Source organism: Crossiella sp. CA-258035, from assembly GCF_030064675.1.
In the GTDB taxonomy this organism is placed as follows: domain Bacteria; phylum Actinomycetota; class Actinomycetes; order Mycobacteriales; family Pseudonocardiaceae; genus Crossiella.
Map to the genome: position 1 here is coordinate 7,714,754 of NZ_CP116413.1, position 20,556 is coordinate 7,735,309.

At 71.8% G+C, this 20,556-nt stretch carries 15 protein-coding genes; 9 read left to right on the forward strand and 6 right to left on the reverse strand.

Annotation, left to right across the window (positions count from 1 at the left end; genetic code table 11):
- Positions 1 to 147: 147 nt before the first annotated feature.
- The 4 genes from N8J89_RS34715 to N8J89_RS34730 form a co-directional block, all read right to left on the reverse strand.
- A complete protein-coding gene (locus tag N8J89_RS34715) occupies positions 148 to 336 on the reverse strand; it encodes a hypothetical protein (protein ID WP_283661174.1) in 189 nt (62 codons plus the stop codon).
- Between the two features lie 141 nt (positions 337 to 477).
- Complete coding sequence (locus tag N8J89_RS34720; protein WP_283661175.1) at positions 478 to 1,428, reverse strand: class I SAM-dependent methyltransferase; 951 nt, start codon at positions 1,426 to 1,428, stop codon at positions 478 to 480.
- Positions 1,418 to 2,197 carry an enoyl-CoA hydratase/isomerase family protein gene (locus N8J89_RS34725; protein WP_283661176.1) on the reverse strand — a complete coding sequence of 260 codons (780 nt, stop codon included), beginning with the start codon at positions 2,195 to 2,197 and terminating at the stop codon, positions 1,418 to 1,420. The genes N8J89_RS34720 and N8J89_RS34725 overlap by 11 nt, the downstream gene beginning before the upstream one ends.
- 75 nt (positions 2,198 to 2,272) lie before the next feature.
- Positions 2,273 to 3,037, reverse strand: coding sequence for an ABC transporter ATP-binding protein (locus N8J89_RS34730; RefSeq protein ID WP_252485054.1), 765 nt, complete (start codon positions 3,035 to 3,037; stop codon positions 2,273 to 2,275).
- A gap of 172 nt (positions 3,038 to 3,209) precedes the next feature.
- Here N8J89_RS34730 and glgX point away from each other — a divergent pair, with 172 nt between their 5' ends.
- From glgX to N8J89_RS34755, 5 genes are all read left to right on the forward strand, one after another.
- The gene (gene glgX, locus N8J89_RS34735; RefSeq protein ID WP_283661177.1) at positions 3,210 to 5,351 is read left to right on the forward strand and encodes a glycogen debranching protein GlgX; all 2,142 of its coding nucleotides are present in this window, start codon (positions 3,210 to 3,212) and stop codon (positions 5,349 to 5,351) included.
- A gap of 247 nt (positions 5,352 to 5,598) precedes the next feature.
- Entirely contained in the window at positions 5,599 to 6,129 is a 531-nt protein-coding gene (locus N8J89_RS34740) for a cysteine dioxygenase (protein ID WP_283661178.1), read from the forward strand.
- Positions 6,129 to 6,527 (forward strand): rhodanese-like domain-containing protein, encoded by a 399-nt coding sequence (locus N8J89_RS34745; protein ID WP_283661179.1) that lies wholly within the window; start codon positions 6,129 to 6,131, stop codon positions 6,525 to 6,527. Before N8J89_RS34740 ends, N8J89_RS34745 begins: the two co-directional genes overlap by 1 nt.
- Positions 6,528 to 6,823: 296 nt before the next feature.
- Complete coding sequence (locus tag N8J89_RS34750; RefSeq protein WP_283661180.1) at positions 6,824 to 7,969, forward strand: hypothetical protein; 1,146 nt, start codon at positions 6,824 to 6,826, stop codon at positions 7,967 to 7,969.
- A gap of 42 nt (positions 7,970 to 8,011) precedes the next feature.
- A complete protein-coding gene (locus tag N8J89_RS34755; RefSeq protein ID WP_283661181.1) occupies positions 8,012 to 8,518 on the forward strand; it encodes a TspO/MBR family protein in 507 nt (168 codons plus the stop codon).
- A 203-nt stretch (positions 8,519 to 8,721) separates the two neighbouring features.
- Here the strand turns inward: N8J89_RS34755 and glgP are convergent, their stop codons facing one another.
- Positions 8,722 to 11,307 (reverse strand): alpha-glucan family phosphorylase, encoded by a 2,586-nt coding sequence (gene glgP, locus N8J89_RS34760; RefSeq protein WP_283661182.1) that lies wholly within the window; start codon positions 11,305 to 11,307, stop codon positions 8,722 to 8,724.
- A 275-nt stretch (positions 11,308 to 11,582) separates the two neighbouring features.
- Between glgP and N8J89_RS34765 the strand changes: the two genes are divergently transcribed.
- The 4 genes from N8J89_RS34765 (at position 11,583) to glgB (ending at position 18,982) form a co-directional block, all read left to right on the forward strand.
- Entirely contained in the window at positions 11,583 to 13,553 is a 1,971-nt protein-coding gene (locus N8J89_RS34765; RefSeq protein WP_283661183.1) for an alpha-1,4-glucan--maltose-1-phosphate maltosyltransferase, read from the forward strand.
- Between the two features lie 79 nt (positions 13,554 to 13,632).
- Complete coding sequence (gene treS, locus N8J89_RS34770; protein WP_283661184.1) at positions 13,633 to 15,429, forward strand: maltose alpha-D-glucosyltransferase; 1,797 nt, start codon at positions 13,633 to 13,635, stop codon at positions 15,427 to 15,429.
- The gene (locus tag N8J89_RS34775) at positions 15,426 to 16,802 is read left to right on the forward strand and encodes a maltokinase N-terminal cap-like domain-containing protein (protein ID WP_283661185.1); all 1,377 of its coding nucleotides are present in this window, start codon (positions 15,426 to 15,428) and stop codon (positions 16,800 to 16,802) included. The genes treS and N8J89_RS34775 overlap by 4 nt, the downstream gene beginning before the upstream one ends.
- Entirely contained in the window at positions 16,799 to 18,982 is a 2,184-nt protein-coding gene (glgB, locus tag N8J89_RS34780; protein ID WP_283661186.1) for a 1,4-alpha-glucan branching protein GlgB, read from the forward strand. Before N8J89_RS34775 ends, glgB begins: the two co-directional genes overlap by 4 nt.
- 668 nt (positions 18,983 to 19,650) lie before the next feature.
- Here glgB and N8J89_RS34785 read toward each other — a convergent pair.
- Positions 19,651 to 20,244: a transglutaminase-like domain-containing protein gene (locus tag N8J89_RS34785; RefSeq protein ID WP_283661187.1), complete on the reverse strand. Its 594-nt coding sequence runs from the start codon at positions 20,242 to 20,244 to the stop codon at positions 19,651 to 19,653.
- Positions 20,245 to 20,556: the final 312 nt, after the last annotated feature.

The following is a 20,556-nucleotide window of genomic DNA, read 5'->3' on the forward strand; positions in this document are numbered from 1 at the left end:
CGGTGTGTTGGCCGATCTTGGACGCGGTGTTGGCCGTTCCCGTACCCACCAGCGCCCACTTCGGCCAACGCGGCGTACGACTTCGGCCAACACTCAGTACGAGATCGGCCAACACTCGGTACGAGAACGGCCAACACGTCTGCTGGCTTACATCGGCGCGCCGCAGAACTGGCAGACCGGAGCGCCGGTGGCGGACTGGCAGTGCCTGCCGTCCGGGCTGACCGGGCACTCCGGGCGGGCCGCCGGTGTGGCGCAACCCCGGGTCGCGCCACCGGGCAATGCCCGCCGGAGCCGCGTCAACACCTCGTCGGCCGTCCCGGCCCCCGCCTCCCACATGCCGTCAGGGTGCCCAGCCAGGCCGTGCGTTGTCCGTGGATCACCCCGCCCGTGCGCCGAACGGAGGCTGTGCGTCGGGCGGCGGCCGTCACCCCGCGGTGAACGGCAAATGGCCACCCACCGCGAGGTCGCGGCTACCAGCTAGGGCTTGGTGCCGGTGATCAGCACGTTGTAGAAGGCCTCCCGGGGGATGATCCCGGTGAGCAGCTTCTCGTCCACCCAGGACAGTCGCTGCCAGGTGCGGTAGGCGAACATCGCCCAGTTGAAGCCGAGCTTCTCCCTGGGCACCGCGGCCTCGAAGGTGCGCACCGGCCAGCCGAACAGGGCCGCGGTCAGCTCCTCGGTGCTCGCCTTCACCCCGGTCGCGCCGGCCGCGCGGGCCATCCGCTCCAGCTCGGTCGGGTCGAAGGTGTGCAGGTCCACCACGGCCTCCAGGGCCGCGGCCCTGGACGACTCGTCCAGCTCGGCCTGCGGACGGCGCCAGGAGTCCAGCACCGGCAGCTTGGTCAGGTTGGTGGTCAGCCACCAGGTCAGGCGGCCGAGGCGGCGGGCGTAGAAGTCGCCGACCTTGGTCGGCTCACCGGCGAAGACGAACCGGCCGCCGGGCTTGAGCACCCGCAGCACCTCGGCGAAGGCGGCCTGCACGTCCGGGATGTGGTGCAGCACCGCGTGCCCGACCACCAGGTCGAAGCTCTCGTCCTCGTACGGGATGCGCTCGGCGTCGGCGACCCGGCCGTCCACGTCCAGGTCCAGGCTCTTGGCGTTGCGCAGCGCGACCTCGACCATGCCCGGCGAGAGGTCGGTGACCGAGCCCTTCTTGGCCACCCCGCCCTGCATCAGGTTGAGCAGGAAGAACCCGGTGCCCGAGCCCAGCTCCATGGCGTGCTCGTACGGGCCCGCGTCACCGGCCGCGATCTTGAACCGGCCGACCGCGTAGTCGATGCAGCGCTCGTCGTAGGAGATGGACCACTTCTCGTCGTAGGTGCCCGCCTCCCAGTCGTGGTAGAGCACGTTGGCGAGCTTGGGATCCCGGAAAGCCGCCTCGACCTCTTCGGCCGTGGCGTGCGGGTTGGGGGTGGGGTCAGCGGCCAACGAACTTCGCCTTTCCGGGACCGTTCTCCACGAACGAACGCATGCCGATCTTCTGGTCCTCGGTGGCGAACAGCGCGGCGAACAGGTGGCTCTCCAGCTTCAGCCCGCTGCCGAGGTCGTTGTCCAACCCGCCGTCGATGGCGGCCTTGGCCGCGGCCAGCGCGGCGGCCGGACCGTTGACGAACTGCCCGACGTAGCGCAGCGCGGCGGCGTAGACGTCCTCCGGCCCGACCACCTCGTCCACCATGCCGATCCGCAGCGCCTCCTCGGCGCCGACGAACCGCCCGGTGAACACGATGTCCTTGGCCTTGCTCGGCCCGACCAGCCTGGCCAGCCGCTGGGTGCCGCCCGCGCCGGGAATGATGCCGAGCAGGATCTCCGGCTGCCCCAGCTTCGCGTTGTCCCCGGCGATCCGCCGGTCACAGCACAGCGCCAGCTCGAGCCCGCCACCGAGCGCGTACCCGGTGATCGCGGCCACGGTCGGCTTCGGGATCTGCGCCACCGCGGCGAACGAGGAGCTCAGCGCCCCGGCTCGCGCGGACATCTCCGCGTAGGACATGTCCGCCATCTCTTTGATGTCCCCACCGGCGGCGAACACCTTCGCGCCGCCGTAGACGATCACCGCGCGGACGTCGTCCCTGGTGGCAGCCTCGGTCGCGGCGGCCCGGATCTCCTCCTGGACCTGCTTGTTCAGCGCGTTCATCGGCGGCCGGTCCAACCGGATGGTGCCCACCCCGCCGTCGACTTCGAGCCTGACGAACTCACCCACGCTGGTGCCCTCCTCGCGCTGACCACAGGCTTACGAAAGAAGGCTACCGCGCAGTAACCCGCCTGGCGCCACCGCTCACTTGCGCCAGGCGAAGAATCGGTCGCCGTCGCGCCGCAGGGTCAGGTTCTGGCCGAAGGCGGCCGAGAGGTTCTGCTCGGTCAGCACGTCGTCCAGCAGGCCCTGGGCCACCACGCCGCCCTCGCGCAGCAGCAGCGCGTGCGTGAAGCCCGGCGGGATCTCCTCCACGTGGTGGGTCACCAGCACCATGGCCGGCGCGTCCGGATCCATGGCCAGCTCCGACAGCCGGGCCACCAGGTCCTCCCGGCCGCCCAGGTCCAGGCCGGCGGCCGGCTCGTCGAGCAGCAGCATCTCCGGGTCGGTCATCAGCGCGCGGGCGATCAGCGTGCGCTTGCGCTCGCCCTCGCTGAGGGTGCCGAAGGTCCGGTCGCCCAGGTGCGCGATGCCCATGGCCTTGAGCAGCTCGTCGGCGCGGCGGGTGTCCTGCTGGTCGTAGTCCTCGCGCCAGCGGCCCAGCACCGCGTACCCGGCGCTGACCACCAGGTCCCGCACCAGCTCCTCGCCGGGCACCCTGGCGGCCAGCGCGGCGGAGCAGAAGCCGATCCTGGGGCGCAGCTCGAAGACGTCGGTGCGGCCGATCTTCTCGCCCAGGACGTGCACCGTCCCGTAGGTCGGATGCATCTCCGCCCCGGCCAGGCGCAGCAGGGTGGTCTTGCCGGCCCCGTTCGGGCCGAGCACCACCCAGCGCTCGTCCAGCTCCACTTGCCAGTCAATCCCACGGACCAGCGTGGTGCGCCCTCTTCGGACACCCACGGTGTCCATGCGCACCACCAGATCGGTTACATCGACACCGTTGGCCCCGCTGGCCGGCAGCCCGCCGTGCTCGGTCACGGACCCCATTCTTGTCATCCCGCTCGCGGGCCCGTCCACCGGGGAGGCAGGCTGTCCCCTCGACGCTCCCGCAACCGGCCCCGGAGGAGGCAAGATCAAGGGCATGACTGCCGACGACGAGACCCAGGTGCTCGCCGGCGCGCCGTTCCCGCTCGGCGCGCATCCGGAACCCGGCGGGGTCCGCTTCGCGGTGGCGTCGGCCTCCGCCGAGGCAGTCGAGGTGTGCCTGGTGGACGACGGGCCGGACGGCCGCCTGGTGGAGCGGCGGTTCGAGCTGACCCAGCGGACCTTCGGCGTCTGGCACGGCCTCATCCCCGGCGTGGCGCCCGGCCAGCGCTACGGCTACCGGGTGCACGGGCCGTACGAGCCCCACCGGGGGGTGCGCTGCAACCCGGCCAAGATCCTGGTCGACCCCTACGCCCGGCGGATCAGCGGCACGGTCACCGATATGGACGCAACGCTGGGCCATCTGGGTGAGGACCCGATGGGCGGCGTCCCGTCCGCGGTGGACTCCCTGGGCAGCGTGCCGCTGTCGGTGGTCACCGCGCCCGGCGGGCCGGCCACCGGGCCACGGCCGAACGTGCCGTGGCAGGAGACCGTCGTCTACGAGCTGCACGTGCGCGGCTTCACCCAGCGCCACCCCGCGGTGCCCGAGCACCTGCGCGGCACCTACCTCGGCCTGGCCCACCCGGTGGTCGTCGAGCACCTGGTGCGGCTGGGCGTGACCGCGGTGGAGCTGCTGCCGGTGCACGCCTTCGCCGACGAGCCCGCGCTGGCCCGCGCCGGGCGGCACAACTACTGGGGCTACTCCACGCTGGGCTTCCTGGCCCCGCACGCGGCCTACGCCAGCGAGCCGGGCCGGGAGGTCGAGGAGTTCCGCGCCATGGTCGCCGCGCTGCACGAGGCCGGCATCGAGGTGTTGCTGGACGTGGTGTTCAACCACACCTGCGAGGGCGGCCTGGACGGCCCGACGCTGAGCTTCCGCGGCCTGGACGCCCCCGCCTACTACCTGCACGGCCCGGGCGGCGGCGGCTTCGACCTGACCGGCTGCGGCAACACCCTTGACGCCGGCTCGCCCACGGTGGTCCGGCTGGTCACCGACTCGCTGCGCTACTGGGCGGGCGAGCTGGGCGTGGACGGGTTCCGGTTCGACCTGGCCAGCGTGCTGGGACGGCCCGGTGGCGGCGCGTTCGACCGGCACGCGGCGCTGCTCACCGCGATCACCACCGACCCGCTGCTGTGCCAGACCAAGCTGATCGCCGAGCCCTGGGACGCCACCGGCGAGGGCTACAAGGTGGGCGACTTCGGCGTGCAGTGGGCGGAGTGGAACGGCCGGTTCCGGGACACCGTGCGGGACTTCTGGCGGGCCAGCACCGACGTGCGCGACCTGGCCTACCGGCTCACCGGCTCCTCCGACCTCTACGCCGACGACGGCAGGCGGCCGTGGCAGTCGGTGAACTTCGTCACCGCGCACGACGGCTTCACCCTGCGCGACCTGGTCTCCTACAACGACAAGCACAACGAGGCCAACGGCGAGGGCAACCGGGACGGGGCCAATGACAACCGGTCCTGGAACCACGGCGTGGAGGGCGAGACCGCCGACGGCGCGGTGCTCGCGCTGCGCGCCCGGCAGGCCCGCAACCTGATGGGCTCGCTGCTGCTGTCCACCGGGGTGCCGATGCTGACCGCGGGCGACGAGCTGTGGCGGACCCAGGGCGGCAACAACAACGCCTACTGCCAGGACAACGAGACCTCCTGGCTGGACTGGACCGGGCCGACCGTGCCCGGCTCGCCCGCCTTCGCCATGCTCGCCTTCACCCGGCGGCTGATCGCGCTGCGGCGGGAGTGCCCCGCGCTGCGGCAGGCCGAGTTCTTCGAGGGCCGGACCACACCGGAGGACGAGCCGGACCTGGTGTGGCTGCGCCCGGACGGGCAGGAGATGGCCGAGACGGACTGGTTCGACGGGTCCCGGCACACCCTGGGCATGTGGATCGACGGCGCGGACTGCCGCAGCCACACCCGTTCCGGCGCGCAGGCCGAGGACCACTCCTGGCTGCTGGTGCTGCACGCCGACGCCGCGCCGGTGGAGTTCGTGCTGCCGGGACCGAGCTACGCGAGCTGCTTCGAGCAGGTGCTGGACACCGGCTCGGCCGACGGCGCGCCCGCGCTGCCCGGCCCGCTGGCGCCGGGCACGCCGCTGCCGGTGCCCGGCCGGACCTTGATGTTGCTGCGGGCCACCAGGTGAGACACCGCTGACAACCGGGCCGGGTTTCTGGCACCATTCAGCCATGATCTGCCCGCCGCTGTGGCGTGACCGCACTGTCGACCTGCTCCGGGTCGCCAGCTGCGTGTGTCCGCTGACGCGGCGCGGCCGCTGAGCCCTCTCTCCGCTCGGCGTCACCCTCTCCACTCGCTGGTTCCCGCGTCCGGGACCAGCGCCGCGCCGCGTCTGGCTCCGCACCCCGAAGCCATCCGCGACCTGGAGCGAGCACGTGACCACTTCCCTGTCCCGACCCGATGTCCACCCCCGGCTGGACCTGCCCTACCTGCACGACCTGCTGCACCCGCGCCGCCCGCTGTGGACCCCGCAGGAGCTGCGCTCGCTGACCAGCACGGTGGCCAGCGAGCTGACCACGCCGCTGCTGGAGATCCTGGAGTTCGGCCAGGAACAGCGCTGGTGGGCGCGGCTGGCGCTGACCGAGGGCGTGGAGCTGTGGCTGCTGTCCTGGGCCCAGGACCAGGGCACCGCGCCGCACGACCACGGCGGCGCGTCCGGCTCGTTCACCGTGCTGCTGGGCGAGCTGCGCGAGGACTACCGCTACCCGGGCGGCCCGGTCCGCTCGGCCACCAGGGCCACCGGTGACACGGTCGCCTTCGGCCGCGGCCGCGCGCACCAGGTGCGCAACCTGGGCGCGATCGGCGCGGCCAGCGTGCACGCCTACTCGCCGCCGCTGCTGCCGACCACGGAGTACGCCAGCCTGACCGAGTACACCGCGGTGCCCGAACCCCGAAAGGACTCCTGATGACCGCGACCGCCGAGGACCTGCTCGCCGAGGCCCGTGCCGTGCTGGACCGGGTGGAGCCGGCCGCCGCCGAGGAGCTGCGCCGGGCAGGCGCGCTGGTGGTGGACATCCGCCCGATCGCCAACCGGGCCGCCGAGGGCGAGATCCCGGACGCGGTGCCGGTGGAGCGGATCGTGCTGGAGTGGCGGCTGGACCCGCACGGCGAGTTCCGGCTGCCCGGGCTGACCGCGGACCGCCCGGTGATCATCGTGTGCAACGAGGGCTACGCCTCCAGCCTGGCCGCCAGGGACGCCCAGCGGCTGGGCCTGCGCCGGGCCACCGACCTGGTCGGCGGCTTCCGCGGCTGGAAGGCGGCCGGGCTGCCGGTGGTGCCGGGCGGCACGCCCGCGGTGCCGTGAACGCTGTCCAGCGCTTTTCCCCGGGGTCAAGGGGAACCCGCCCGATGGGGCGGCAATCCGGTTGCGCCCCAGGGACAGCGGTGGCCTGAGTCGGCCCTGACCAGTTCCGGTCCAGCTCCTGGGTGTGCGCCGCCGGCCGTCCGGCCGCCCGAAAGGGCAGGTGGGTGCCGGACGGCCTTAGCACGCCCACGCGCACCGGCAAGGACCGCCACTGCCCGATCGGGCGGACCTTGCCACCCTCGCATACGTCCTGACGCCCGACGGAACCCCCGGGTACCGCGTACCGTCTCGAGAGCATGGGCTCCCTGACTCGCCCGATCCGACCCGGACGGATGTTCCTCGCCTCCGCGGCCATCGCCGTGGTGGCCGTGGAGCGTGCCCTCGATCCGGCGGTCGCCGGGCTGCTCGGCGCGGTGGTCGGCATGCTGGCCGAACTCATGGCGCTGCAGCTGGGCCTGCTGCTCGGCGCGCTGACGCTGCGGGTGCGGGTGCACGACGTGGTGGTGGGGCTGGGGGCCAGGGTCTACGAGCTGCGCACGCCGCGGCGGACCGTGTCGGTGCGGCTGTTGCCGATCATGCTCGGCGTCTCGGTCGGGCCTGGCGCGGCGCCCGCGCGGTGCCGGATGTGGCTGGCCGGCGTGGCCTCCGCGATCGGCGGCGGCGCGGCCGTGCTGGCCATGACCACCGTGCTGGACACGCCGTTCGGGCGCGGGTTGCTCATCGGCGCGCTGGCCACCGGCGCGCACTGCCTGCTGCCGCGCCGCGACGCGGGCACCACCTCCACCGGCTGGCTGCTGTTCCAGCTGCCGAAGCTGCCCCGGCACCGGGTCGCGGAATGGCAGTCCGCGCCGCTGGTCAACGAGGCCATCGACGCGGTCAACGGCGGTGACCTGGAGACCGCGGAGGCGCTGACCGCGGAACTGTCCAGGGAGCACCCGGGACGGCGCACCACCACCGCGACCCGGATCGCGCTGCTGGAGGCCCGCGGCCGCTACGCCGAGGCGCTCGCACTGACCATCGGCCTGGTCTCCGACCCGGCCCAGGAGCCACGGGACCTGGCCTTCGCGCTGGCCTCACTGGCCGCGCTGACCGCGAACGCGGTGGAGGTCGGCCAACTGGACGCGGCCACCGGCCTGCCCACCGCCCGCCAGGCCGTGGACGACGCCGAACAGCTCGGCTACCCGGGCTTCAAGCTCACCGGCACCAAGGCCCTGCTGGAGCTGCTGGCCGGCAACGCCGACCGCGCGGCCACCCTGGCCCGCTCCGGCGCCCGCAACAGCGGCGCCACCCTCAGCCGCGCCGACGATCTGGCCACCCTGGCCAGGGCCCTGATGGCCACCGGCGACAACCGGGCCGCCCGGCTGGCCCTGGACGAGGCCGAGACGCTCGCGCCGTGGTGGCCGAGGGTGGCGGGCACCCGGGCGCGGCTCAGCGTGACCTGACCCGGCTTGCCGCCTCCCGCCGGATGCGGTCTGCTGTGGGCCATGCCGCCCCGCGCCTCCTGGACCTCCGGACCGCGCAGCGTGGTCGTCCTGATCGGCTTCCTGCTCGCCAGCTACCTGGTCGCGGGCGTGGCCGGAGTCTCCGCGAGGGCGGGCGTCGCGGCCTGGTACAACGCCGCACCCAAGCCCTTCTTCACCCCGCCGAACTGGCTGTTCCCGCCGATCTGGACGCTGATGTACGGCCTGATCGCGCTGGCCGCCTGGCAGCTCTGGCAACACCGGGACACCCACCCGCTGGAGGTCAGCCGCGGCCTGTGGCAGTGGTGGACCCAGCTGATGTTCAACCTGGCCTGGACGCCGATCTTCTTCGCCATGAAGTGGCTCTGGCCGGCCCTGACCCTGATCGTGATCCTGGACGTGATGGTCTGGGTGACCCTGTGCAGCGCGGCCAAAGTGAGCAGGGCGGCCACCTGGTTGCTGGTGCCGTATTTCGCGTGGCTCCTGTACGCCACAGCACTGAACCTGGGTGTCGCCCTGCTCAGTGTCTGATTGGCGCGCTCCGCGCGCGGGATTTTTTCGCTCCTGAGTCGTGTGTTCGTGACCCCGACACACGCGAAGCAAGCTTCGGAGTGTCGGGGTCACGAACACACGACGCGAAAAAATCAACCCCGTCGCTGGGTCAAGAGCCCGGCGTGTCGCTGGCGCGCCACGCCTCTCCCGCGAACCGTTTTCGGGGCTTGCTCTGTGAGCGCTCAGCCCGCCAGGACCACCCGGCCCAGCTCGGCCGCCGAGGCCAGCAGCGGGTGCCGGGGCAGCACCCGCACCGTGTACCCGGCCGAGCCCGCGTACGGCAGCTCCACCTCGGCGAAGTACCGACCGTCGCCGTCGTAGCGCATCGGCACGGTCACCACGTCGCGCAGCTCGTCCGCGTCGTCCACCCGGCCGACCACGGCCTGCACCTCGACCTCGGCCGGTTCCAGCCCGGCCAGCTCGACCCGCGCGGTGACCGGCACGGTCGCGCCGAGCACCGGGGTGGCCGAGCTGCCGTTGCTGGCGAACTCGGTGTCGAGCACCTTCACCCTGCTCCACGCGGCCTGCATCCGGTGCCGGTAGTCGGTCAGCTCCCTGGCCCCGGCGAAACCGTTGTCCCGCACCGCGTGCGCCGAACGGCCGGCCGGCGCGTAGTAGTTCTCGACGTACTCCTTGACCATCCGGGAGGCCTGCACGTTCGGGCCGAGCGAGGCCAGCGTGTGCCGGACCATGGCCATCCACTGCGCGGGCACGCCGTCCTCGCCGCGGTCGTAGAACAGCGGGGCCACCTGGTTGCCGAGCAGCTCGTAGAGCGCGGTGGCCTCCAGGTCGTCGCGGCGGTTGGGGTCGCTGATGCCGTCCGCGGTGGGGATGGCCCAGCCGTTGCTGCCGTCGTGGAACTCGTCCCACCAGCCATCCCTGATGGACAGGTTGAGGCCGCCGTTGAGCGCGGACTTCATGCCGGAGGTGCCGCAGGCCTCCAGCGGGCGCAGCGGGTTGTTCAGCCACACGTCGCAGCCCCAGTACAGGTACCGGGCCATGGACATGTCGTAGTCGGGCAGGAACACGATCCGGTGGCGCACGCCCGCGTCGTCGGCGAAGCGCACGATCTGCTGGATCAGCGCCTTGCCGCCGTCGTCGGCCGGGTGCGACTTGCCCGCGACCACCAGCTGCACCGGGCGTTCCGGGTGCAGCAGCAGCTCGCGCAGCCGGTCGGCGTCGCGCAGCATCAGGGTGAGCCGCTTGTAGGTGGGCACCCGGCGGGCGAAGCCGACGGTGAGCACCTCGGGGTCGAACACCGAGTCGGTCCAGCCCAGCTCCAGCGCCGAGGCCCCGCGCTGCAGCCAGGATGCCTTGACCCGGCGGCGGATCTCCTCCACCAGGCGGGAGCGCAGCGTGCAGCGCAGCTCCCACAGCAGCGCGTCGGTGACCGGCTCGAAGCCGCGGAGGCCGACGCCACTGTCCACTTCGGACTCACCGAGCAGCTTGCTGATCTCGGTGGCCGCCCAGGTCGGGCCGTGCACGCCGTTGGTGACCGAGCCGATCGGCACCTCGCTGACGTCGAAGCCCGGCCACAGGCCGCTGAACATCTCCCGGCTGACCTTGCCGTGCAGCTGGGAGACGCCGTTGGCGCGCTGGCCCAGCCGCAGGCCCATGTGCGCCATGTTGAACATGCCGGGGTTCTGCTCGGCGCCCAGCGCGAGCACCCGCTCGGACGGGATGCCGGGCAGCAGACCGCCCGACTCGTTGCCGGGCGCGCCGAAGTAGTGCTGCACCAGGTCCACCGGGAAGCGGTCGATACCGGCCGGCACCGGGGTGTGCGTGGTGAACACGGTGCCCGCGCGCACGGTGGACAGCGCCTGGTCGAAGTCCAGGTTCTCGCTGGTGACCAGCTCGCGGATGCGTTCGAGGCCGAGGAAGCCGGCGTGGCCCTCGTTGGTGTGGAAGACCTCGGGCTGCGGGTGCCCGGTCAGCTCGCAGAAGACCCGGACCGCGCGCACCCCGCCGATCCCGGCCAGGATCTCCTGCCGGATGCGGTGGTTCTGGTCGCCGCCGTAGAGCCGGTCGGTGACCCCGCGCAGGTCGTCGTCGTTGTCCTCGACGTCGGAGTCCAGCAACAGCAGCGGCACCCGGCCGACCTGCGCCTTCCAGATCCGGGCGCGCAGCACCCGGCCGGCCGGCATGGCCACGTGCACCAGGATCGGCGCGCCGGAGGGCTCGGTGAGCGGCTCCAGCGGCAGACCGCGCGGGTCCAGCACCGGGTAGTGCTCGACCTGCCAGCCGTCCAGGGACAGCGACTGGCGGAAGTAGCCGGAGCGGTAGAGCAGCCCGACGCCGATCAGCGGCACACCCAGGTCGGAGGCGGCCTTGAGGTGGTCGCCGGCCAGCACGCCGAGGCCGCCGGAGTAGTTGGGCAGCGCCTCGGTGACGCCGAACTCCATCGAGAAGTAGGCGATGGAGCCGGGCAGGCCCTGCTCGCCGAGGCCCTGGGCGCCCTCGATCTCCTCCTGCCGCCGCTGGTACCAGCGCGGCTGGCCGAGGTAGCGCTGCAGGTCGTCGTCGATGGCCCGGAGCCGGGTGAGGAAGCTCTCGTCGGTGGCCAGCCGCTGGAGTCGTTCCACCGGCACCTGGGCGAGCAGCCGGATGGGGTCGCCGCCGGTCTCCTGCCAGATGGTCTCGTCGACCGCGGCGAACAGGTCCTGGGTCGGTGGGTGCCAGGCCCAGCGGAGGTTGGTCGCCAGTCGCCCCAGTGCGGCGATCGGCTCGGGCAGACTGGCGCGGACGGTGAAGCGACGCAGAGCTCTCACGGACGCGGACCATATCCCGCACCCCCGCACCGATGGCAACATTCCCAGCGCAGCCTGCAAACAATTGCACCATCCACAGGCTGAAATCTGTCCACAAGGCCCTGGTTTGCCGACTGGACCGCTCGGGGGAACCCACTCATGATGAGTGTGCGCCAACGCACAACGGGCTACCCAATACGTGTGAATCTGGCCGCCGAACCCGGTGACGGCGCGCTTGATCGAGTCAGGCAGACTTGCAACTACCCAAATCCCCAGCGTGACGAAGGGCGGCGCCGGTGACTGGTCGGCTCGGTATCGACGAGGTCTCCCCCCTCATCGACTGCGGACGTTTCCCAGCCAAAACCGTTGCCGGCGAACATGTCCCGGTGCAGGCCACGGTCTGGCGGGAGGGCCACGACGCGCTCGGGGCGACCGTGGTGTGGAAGGGCCCCGGCGACCGGGTGGCCCGGCAGACCCGGATGGTGCCCGAGGGCGTCGGCCTGGACCGCTGGGCGGCGGTGGTCACGCCCGACCGCCCCGGCATGTGGACCTTCCGGATCGACGCCTGGAGCGACCCCTGGGCCACCTGGCGGCACGCGGTGGAGGTCAAGGTCGGCGCTGGTCAGGCCGCGGCCGAGCTGGACAACGACCTGGAGATCGGCGCCCGGCTGCTCGAACGGGTGGCCAAACGACCCGATCGGCGCAACGACCGGGCCCAGCTGATGTCGGCCGCGCTCGGCCTGCGGGACACCGCCCGGCAGCTGCCGGAGCGGATCGCGGCCGCGCTGTCCGAGCCGGTCAGCCGCATCATGCACGAGTTCCCGGTGCGCGAGCTGCTGACCAAGGGCAAGTGGCAGCAGCTGTGGGTGGACCGGCAGCGCGCCAGGTACAGCTCCTGGTACGAGCTGTTCCCGCGCTCCACCGGCGGCTGGGACGAGTTCGGCAAGCCGGTGCACGGCACCTTCAGCACCGCCACCGCGGCGCTGGACCGGGTGGCCGGCATGGGCTTCGACGTGGTCTACCTGCCGCCGATCCACCCGATCGGCCGGATCAACCGCAAGGGCCCGAACAACAGCCTGGTCTCCGTGCCCGAGGACCCCGGCTCGCCGTGGGCGATCGGCGCGGACGAGGGCGGCCACGACGCCATCCACCCGGACCTGGGCACCCTGGAGGACTTCAAGGGCTTCGTGCACCGGGCGGGCGAGCTGGGCATGGAGGTCGCGCTGGACCTGGCGCTGCAGTGCGCGCCGGACCACCCGTGGGCCAGGGAGCACCCGGAGTGGTTCACCGTGCGCCCGGACGGCACCATCGCCTACGCGGAGAACCCGCCGAAGAAGTACCAGGACATCTACCCGGTCAACTTCGACAACGACCCGCAGGGCATCTACGCCGAGGTGCTGCGGGTGGTGCTGCACTGGGTCGAGCACGGGGTGCGGATCTTCCGGGTGGACAACCCGCACACCAAGCCGCCGGACTTCTGGCACTGGCTGATCTGGCAGGTCAAGCAGTCCCACCCGGACGTGCTGTTCCTGTCCGAGGCGTTCACCCGCCCGGCCCGGATGTTCGGCCTGGCCCGCCGCGGCTTCACCCAGTACTACACCTACTTCACCTGGCGCACCGCCAAGCAGGAGCTGATCGACTTCGGGGTCAGCCTGGTCGAGCACGCCGACGAGGCCACGCCGAACCTGTTCGTCAACACCCCGGACATCCTGCACGAGTCGTTGCAGCACGGCGGCCCGGCGATGTTCGCCATCAGGGCCGCGCTGGCCGCGACGCTGTCGCCGAGCTGGGGCGTCTACTCCGGCTACGAGCTCTTCGAGGGCACCGCGGTGCGCGAGGGCAGCGAGGAGTACCTCGACTCGGAGAAGTACGAGCTGCGCCCGCGCGACTTCGCCGCGGCGCTGGCCGAGGGCCGGTCGCTGGAGCCGTGGCTGCGCCGCCTCAACGGCATCCGCCGCGCGCACCCGGCCCTGCACCAGCTGCGCACGCTGCACTTCCACCACGTGGACAACGACGCGCTGATCGCCTACTCCAAGCAGGACCCGGCCACCGGGGACACCGTGGTGGTCGTGGTCAACCTCGACCCCAACTACGGCCAGGAGGGCACGTTGTGGTTGGACCTGCCCGCTTTGGGTATGGACTGGGAAGAGCGTTTTGTCGCGCGCGATGAGGTCACCGGGGACATCTGGGACTGGGGCCAGGGGAACTTCATCCGCCTGGAGCCGCACCACGCGGTGGCCCATGTCGTGACGATCCAACGCCACTGAGCCGAAACCTGTTGATCACGTAGTTGACGAAGGCTGGTCGTCATTGCCCAAGCCCACCCAAACCCGCGTGGAGGCGTCCATGACCGTAGTGCCCGGCCTGGCGGGTGTCCCGCACACCGGTGAGACGCTGACCGCGGACGGCCACCTGGTCGAGCCCCAGGCGGAGGACTTCCGGCATGCCCGGCTGGCCCCGCGTGAGCCCGGCTGGTTCCAGCGCGCGGTGTTCTACGAGGCGCTGGTCCGGGCCTTCTCCGACTCCAACGGGGACGGCTCGGGGGACCTGCGCGGGCTGGCCGGCCGGCTGGACTACCTGCGCTGGCTCGGGGTGGACTGCCTGTGGCTGCCGCCGTTCTACGCCTCGCCGCTGCGTGACGGCGGGTACGACATCAGCGACTACCGCGCGGTGCTGCCGGAGTTCGGCGACGTGGACGACTTCGTCTACCTGCTGGACGAGGCGCACCGGCGGGGCATCCGGGTGATCACCGACCTGGTGCTCAACCACACCTCGGACGCGCACCCGTGGTTCCAGCAGTCCCGCAGCGACCCGGACGGGCCCTACGGCGACTTCTACGTCTGGAGCGACGACGACTCCCGCTACGCCGACGCGCGGATCATCTTCGTCGACACCGAGACCTCGAACTGGACCTACGACCCGGTGCGCGGGCAGTTCTACTGGCACCGGTTCTTCTCCCACCAGCCGGACCTCAACTACGAGAACCCCGCGGTGCAGGAGGCAATGCTGGACGTGCTGCGGTTCTGGCTGGACCTCGGCATCGACGGTTTCCGGCTGGACGCGGTGCCCTACCTGTTCGAGGAGGAGGGCACCAACTGCGAGAACCTGCCCAAGACGCACGCGTTCCTGCAGCGCTGCCGCAAGGTGGTCGACGACGAGTACCCGGGCCGGGTGCTGCTGGCCGAGGCGAACCAGTGGCCTGCCGACGTGGTGCCGTACTTCGGCGACACCGAGCTGGGCGGCGACGAGTGCCACATGGCCTTCCACTTCCCGCTGATGCCGCGGATCTTCATGGCGGTGCGCAGGGAAAGCCGTTTCCCCATCTCGGAGATCCTGGCCCAGACCCCCGCGATCCCGTCCGGCTGCCAGTGGGGCATCTTCCTGCGCAACCACGACGAGCTGACCCTGGAGATGGTCACCGACGAGGAACGCGACTACATGTACGCCGAGTACGCCAAGGATCCACGGATGAAGGCGAACATCGGCATCCGGCGGCGGCTGGCCCCGCTGCTGGAGAACGACCGCAACCAGCAGGAGCTGTTCACCGCGCTGCTGCTGTCGCTGCCGGGCTCGCCGGTGCTGTACTACGGCGACGAGATCGGCATGGGCGACAACATCTGGCTCGGCGACCGCGACGGCGTGCGCACGCCGATGCAGTGGACGCCCGACCGCAACGCCGGCTTCTCCAAGTGCGACCCGAACCGGGTCAACCTGCCGGTGATCAACGACCCGGTGTACGGCTACCAGGCGGTCAACGTCGAGGCGCAGCTGAACAACACCTCCTCGCTGCTGCACTGGACCCGGCGGATGATCGAGGTGCGCAAGGAGCACCCGGCCTTCGGGCTGGGCACCTTCACCGAGCTGGGCTCCTCCAACCCGAGTGTGCTGGCCTACCTGCGGCGCTGGACTCCGGAGGAGGAGACTGAGCCGGAGGACGTGGTCATCTGCGTGAACAACCTCTCCCGGTTCCCGCAGCCGGTGGAGCTGGACCTGTCCGCGTTCGCGGGCTGCACCCCGATCGAGCTGACCGGCGGTGTGCACTTCCCGGCGATCGGTGAGCTGCCGTACCTGCTCACCCTGCCGGGGCACGGTTTCTACTGGTTCCAGATCGCCGCCACGGCAGAAAGTGGTGACGCCCGTTGACCTCAGCCCGGCTCGACCTCACCGTCCTCCCGGAAGCCCTGACCGGCGCGCTGCCCGACTGGCTACCGGGGCAGCGGTGGTTCGCCGGCAAGGACCGGCCGGTGCTCGGGGTGCGCGTGCGACGGCTCACCCCACTGCTGGCCGACGACCCCACCCTGGTGCTGGCCATCGTGGAGGTCGACCAGGGCACGACACCGGAGCGCTACCAGCTGCTGCTGGGCGCGCGGCCGGAGCTGCCGGACTGGCTGCTGCCGCACCGGGTCTGCACCTGGGACGGCTGGGACTGCTACGACGCCAGCCAGGACCCGGAGCTGGCCGCTGAGCTGCTCGAGCTGATCGCGGCCGGCCGCGAGGTCGAGGACCTGCGGTTCACCCCGGAACCGGGGGTGGAGCTGAGCGCCGGCCTGCGCGGGCGGCCGGTGGGCGCGGAGCAGAGCAACACCTCGCTGGTCTACGGCAGCCAGTACATCCTCAAGCTGTTCCGCAAGCTGGTGCCCGGCGAGAACCGGGATCTGACCCTGCACCGGGCGCTGGCCTCGGCAGGCTGCGAGCACATCGCGCCGCCGCTGGGCTCGATCAGCGCCCCCGACGGCACGCTCGGCCTGTTGCAGTCCTTTGTGGAGGGTGCGGCGGACGGCTGGGCGATGGCCACCGCTAGCGTGCGGGACCTGATGGCCGAGGCGGACTTGCACGCCGACGAGGTCGGCGGCGACTTCGCCGGCGAGGCCCAGCGGCTGGGCCACGCGGTGGCCGAGGTGCACGCGGACCTGCGCCGCGCGGCGGAGAGCAGGCTCGCCACGGCCGAGGAGCTCACCGCGCTCATCGAGGCGATGCACCGCAGACTGGACACCATGCTGGAGTCCGTGCCGGAGCTGGCCGAGCACGCCGAGGCGCTGCGCAAGGCCTTCGACGCGGCGCTGGCCGCCGACGAGCCGGTCGAGGTCCAGCACGTGCACGGTGACCTGCACCTGGGCCAGTGCCTGCGCACGGTCACCGGCTGGGTGCTGATCGACTTCGAGGGCGAGCCCGCCGCCCCCGCGGCCGAGCGCGCCAAGCTGCGCTCGCCGCTGCGCGATGTCGCGGGCATGCTGCGGTCCTTCGACTACGCCGCGCACCAGCGGCTGGTCGGGCACACCGACGACCACCAGCTGACCGTGCGCGCGCTGGAGTGGGCGCAGCGCAACCGGACCGCGTTCTGCGCGGGCTACGCCGAGGTCGCGGGCGATCCGAGGGAGCACGCCGAGCTGTTGCGCGCGCTGGAGCTGGACAAGGCCGTCTACGAGGTGGCCTACGAGCACGCCAACCGGCCGGAGTGGCTGCCCATCCCGCTGTCCTCCATCGCCAGGATCACCTCCGGAGAGGAACCGTCGTGACCAGCCTGGACGCCTGTGCCCCGCCCCCGGACGAGGTGCGGCGGCTGCTGACCGGCTCGCACCACGACCCGCACTCGGTGCTGGGCGCGCACCCGCACGAGGACGGGACGGTGGTGCGCGCGCTGAAACCGCACGCCAGCGCCGTCGCGGTGCTCCAGGACGGCGGCCGGTACCCGCTGACGCCGGTCGGCGACAACGGCCTGTTCTCCGGCCAGGTCCCGCACCCGCCCGGCGACTACCGCCTCGAAGTCACCTACGGCGACCACAGCGAGACCGTCGACGACCCGTACCGCTGGCTGCCCACCCTCGGCGAGCTCGACCTGCACCTGATCGGCGAGGGCAGGCACGAGCGGCTGTGGGACGCCCTGGGCGCGCACTACCGCCGGTACGAGACCCCCAACGGCCTGGTCACCGGCACCTCGTTCGCGGTGTGGGCGCCCAATGCCCGCGGCGTCCGGGTCTGCGGCGACTTCGACGGCTGGAGCGGCCTGGCCACCCCGATGCGCTCGCTGGGCTCCAGCGGTGTGTGGGAGGTCTTCGTGCCCGGCGTGCAGCCCGGCACCAAGTACAAGTTCAAGCTGCTGGGCCGCGACGGCTCCTGGCACGAGAAGGCCGACCCGCTGGCCTTCGCTGCCGAGGTCCCGCCGGCCACCGCCTCCGTGGTCGCGGTCGACCGGCACGAGTGGGTGGACGCGGAGTGGCTGGTCAAGCGGGAGGCCACGGACTGGAGCCGCAGCGCGATCAGCGTGTACGAGGTGCACCTGGGCTCCTGGAAGCCGGGCCTGGACTACCGCGAGCTGGCCAAGGAGCTGGGCGACTACCTGGAGCAGACCGGTTTCACCCACGTCGAGCTGATGCCGGTGGCCGAGCACCCCTTCGGCGGCTCCTGGGGCTACCAGGTGACCAGCTACTACGCGCCGACCTCCCGCTTCGGCTCCCCCGACGACTTCCGCTACTTCGTCGACCACCTGCACTCCCGCGGCATCGGCGTCATCGTCGACTGGGTCCCGGCGCACTTCCCGAAGGACGCCTGGGCCCTGGCCCGCTTCGACGGCGAGCCGCTGTACGAGCACGCCGACCCGCGCCGCGGCGAACACCCCGACTGGGGCACGCTGGTCTTCGACTTCGGCCGCACCGAGGTCCGCAACTTCCTGGTGGCCAACGCGCTGTACTGGATCGAGGAGTTCCACATCGACGGCCTGCGCGTGGACGCGGTCGCCTCGATGCTGTACCTGGACTACTCCCGCGAAGAGGGCCAGTGGCTGCCCAACGCCCACGGCGGCCGGGAGAACCTGGACGCGGTGCAGTTCCTCCAGGAGCTCAACGCCACCGTCTACAAGCGACACCCCGGCATCCTCATGATCGCCGAGGAGTCCACCTCCTGGCCCGGCGTCACCCGCCCGACCCACCTCGGCGGCCTCGGCTTCGGCTTCAAGTGGAACATGGGCTGGATGCACGACACCCTGCGCTACCTCCAGCACGACCCGGTGCACAGGTCCTACCACCACAACGAGGTCACCTTCGCCCTGGTCTACGCCTGGAGCGAGAACTTCGTCCTGCCCCTGTCCCACGACGAGGTGGTGCACGGCAAGGGTTCGCTGTGGACCCGCATGCCCGGCGACAACTGGAACAAGGCCGCCGGCCTGCGCACCCTGCTCGCCTTCATGTGGGCGCATCCCGGCAAGCAGCTGCTGTTCATGGGCGGCGAGTTCGGCCAGATCGCGGAGTGGTCGGAGTCGCGTTCCCTGGACTGGCACCTCCTGGAAGACCCCCTGCACGCGGGCCTGCAGCGCCTGGTCGCGGACCTCAACCACACCTACCGCGCCCACCCGCCCCTGCACACCCAGGACACCAGCCCCGAAGGCTTCGCCTGGATCGACGCCAACGACTCGGCAGGCAACGTCCTGAGCTTCCTCCGCTACGACACCCACACCGGCAACCCCGTCGCCTGCATCACCAACTTCGCCGGCAACCCCCACCACGACTACCGAATCGGCCTCCCCCTGGCCGGCCACTGGCGAGAAATCCTCAACACAGACGCACAAACCTACGGCGGCTCCGGCATAGGGAACCTGGGCGGCGTCCAAGCCACCCTCCACCCCCACCACGGCCGCCCAGCCTCAGCCAAACTCCAACTCCCCCCCAACGGCGTCATCTGGCTCGCCTACGAAGGCGCCTAACCCGAGGTGATGGGGGGCGCCACACCCCCCCATCACCCACCTCACCCCGCCCCGAGCCCGCCACCCCGGCGAACACCACCCGAGCTCTACTCCGAGCCCTGTCCCCATCCGGGCTCCGTCCCGCGCCGCCCAGCCACCCGCGCCAAGCCCGCCTCGCGCTCGCTCGTACCCGGCCCGCACCCGGCCCGCACCACGTCACCCAACGCCGTTCGGGCAGCTGCTCCTCGCCGCACCGCGCAGCGTCGCTCCGCACCGGCCGCGTCACGCCCCGCAGCGTCGCTCCGCACCGGCCGCGTCACGCCCCGCAGCGTCGCTCCGCACTCGCCACGCCACACCGCGCAGCGTCGCCCCGCATCCCCCCACGCCACCCCACGCAACGCCGCTCCGCGCCCGCCCGCGTCACACCACGCAGCGCCACTCGTGTGCCGCCCCTCAGCGTCGCTTGTGTGCCCGCCCCGCGCCACGCTGCCCGCCCCCTGGCCAGCCGATCCGCCTCGTCGGCCCCGCCTGCCAGCCACTCCACTAGTCGGCCCCGCCTGGCCAGCCATCCGCCTGCTCCACCCTCGCCCGGCCCTCAGCTGATCCAGCCTTGCCCCCGCCCACCTGATTCAGCGCCGCCCCGGCCCGCCGTGCCTCTCGCGCTCCATCGCGCCCTGCCCCTGCCCTCGTCACAGCTCCCCAGGCAGCCCCCTCGCGCACAGCTCCACACAATCCGAACTGCTCTTCAACGCCTCCACAACCACGGGATGCCCCGACACGTACACGGTCGGATAGTCGACCTCCCCCGCCGCCTCGTCCACGACGTACGCAACCCGCTCTTCCCCCAACGAGTACTCGGTCCACACCCCCGGCTTGTTCCCCCGAGGATCCACCCGAGCCCAACGCCCCTCCCCCGCCACCCAAACCCCAACCAACCCGTGCAACACAAACCCCCCAGCCCCATCAGCCAACCGCTGATAGCAGAGCCCAGCCGGAATCCCGTTCCCCCGCAACAAGGCCACCAGCAGATGCGACTTGGCATAACAAAGCCCAGTCCCCACCGCCGCCACGTCCGAAGCCCGCCAGGTGACCCGCCGATCCCCGACATCCATCGAATGCGTCACCGCATCCCGAACCCACTCAAACGCCGCCCGCGCGTACCCATCGCCGTGCGACGCGCGCAACCGCTCCACCACCGAGCCCACCACCGGACTCCGGAAGTCGATCACCTCGTCGTCGCCCAGATACGCCGCCAGCCCCGCCTCAGCCACAAACCCGGCCACCGACATCCTCCAGTCGCAAGCGGCCGTCCAGTAGCCGCGCAGGCATCACACCAGCCGCAATCCACCAGCAGCCAGCGAAATACCCACACCCCGGCCGCCCGGCTCTCTACCGCAGGCGGCACCGAGCCCCGCCCGACGGACCCGCTCGGCGGTCCACCACCCGGCTCGCACTCCGCCACCGTCTCACTGCGCACTCCAGCCGCGCCCGGGGCAGCTTCGCGCCGAGTCAGGCCGTCATGGCCCGCAGCCCGCAGCCCGCAGCCCGCAGCCCGCAGCCCGCAGCCCGCAGCCCGCAGCCCGCAGCCCGCAGCC

What these genes read in the sequence shown, in the direction of transcription:
- treS (WP_283661184.1), top strand. Translation starts at nt 13,633, where the DNA reads ATGACCGTAGTGCCCGGCCTGGCGGGTGTCCCGCACACCGGTGAGACG.
- N8J89_RS34715 (WP_283661174.1), bottom strand. Translation starts at nt 336, where the DNA reads ATGTGGGAGGCGGGGGCCGGGACGGCCGACGAGGTGTTGACGCGGCTC.
- N8J89_RS34750 (WP_283661180.1), top strand. Translation starts at nt 6,824, where the DNA reads ATGGGCTCCCTGACTCGCCCGATCCGACCCGGACGGATGTTCCTCGCC.
- N8J89_RS34755 (WP_283661181.1), top strand. Translation starts at nt 8,012, where the DNA reads ATGCCGCCCCGCGCCTCCTGGACCTCCGGACCGCGCAGCGTGGTCGTC.
- glgX (WP_283661177.1), top strand. Translation starts at nt 3,210, where the DNA reads ATGACTGCCGACGACGAGACCCAGGTGCTCGCCGGCGCGCCGTTCCCG.
- N8J89_RS34730 (WP_252485054.1), bottom strand. Translation starts at nt 3,037, where the DNA reads ATGGACACCGTGGGTGTCCGAAGAGGGCGCACCACGCTGGTCCGTGGG.
- N8J89_RS34745 (WP_283661179.1), top strand. Translation starts at nt 6,129, where the DNA reads ATGACCGCGACCGCCGAGGACCTGCTCGCCGAGGCCCGTGCCGTGCTG.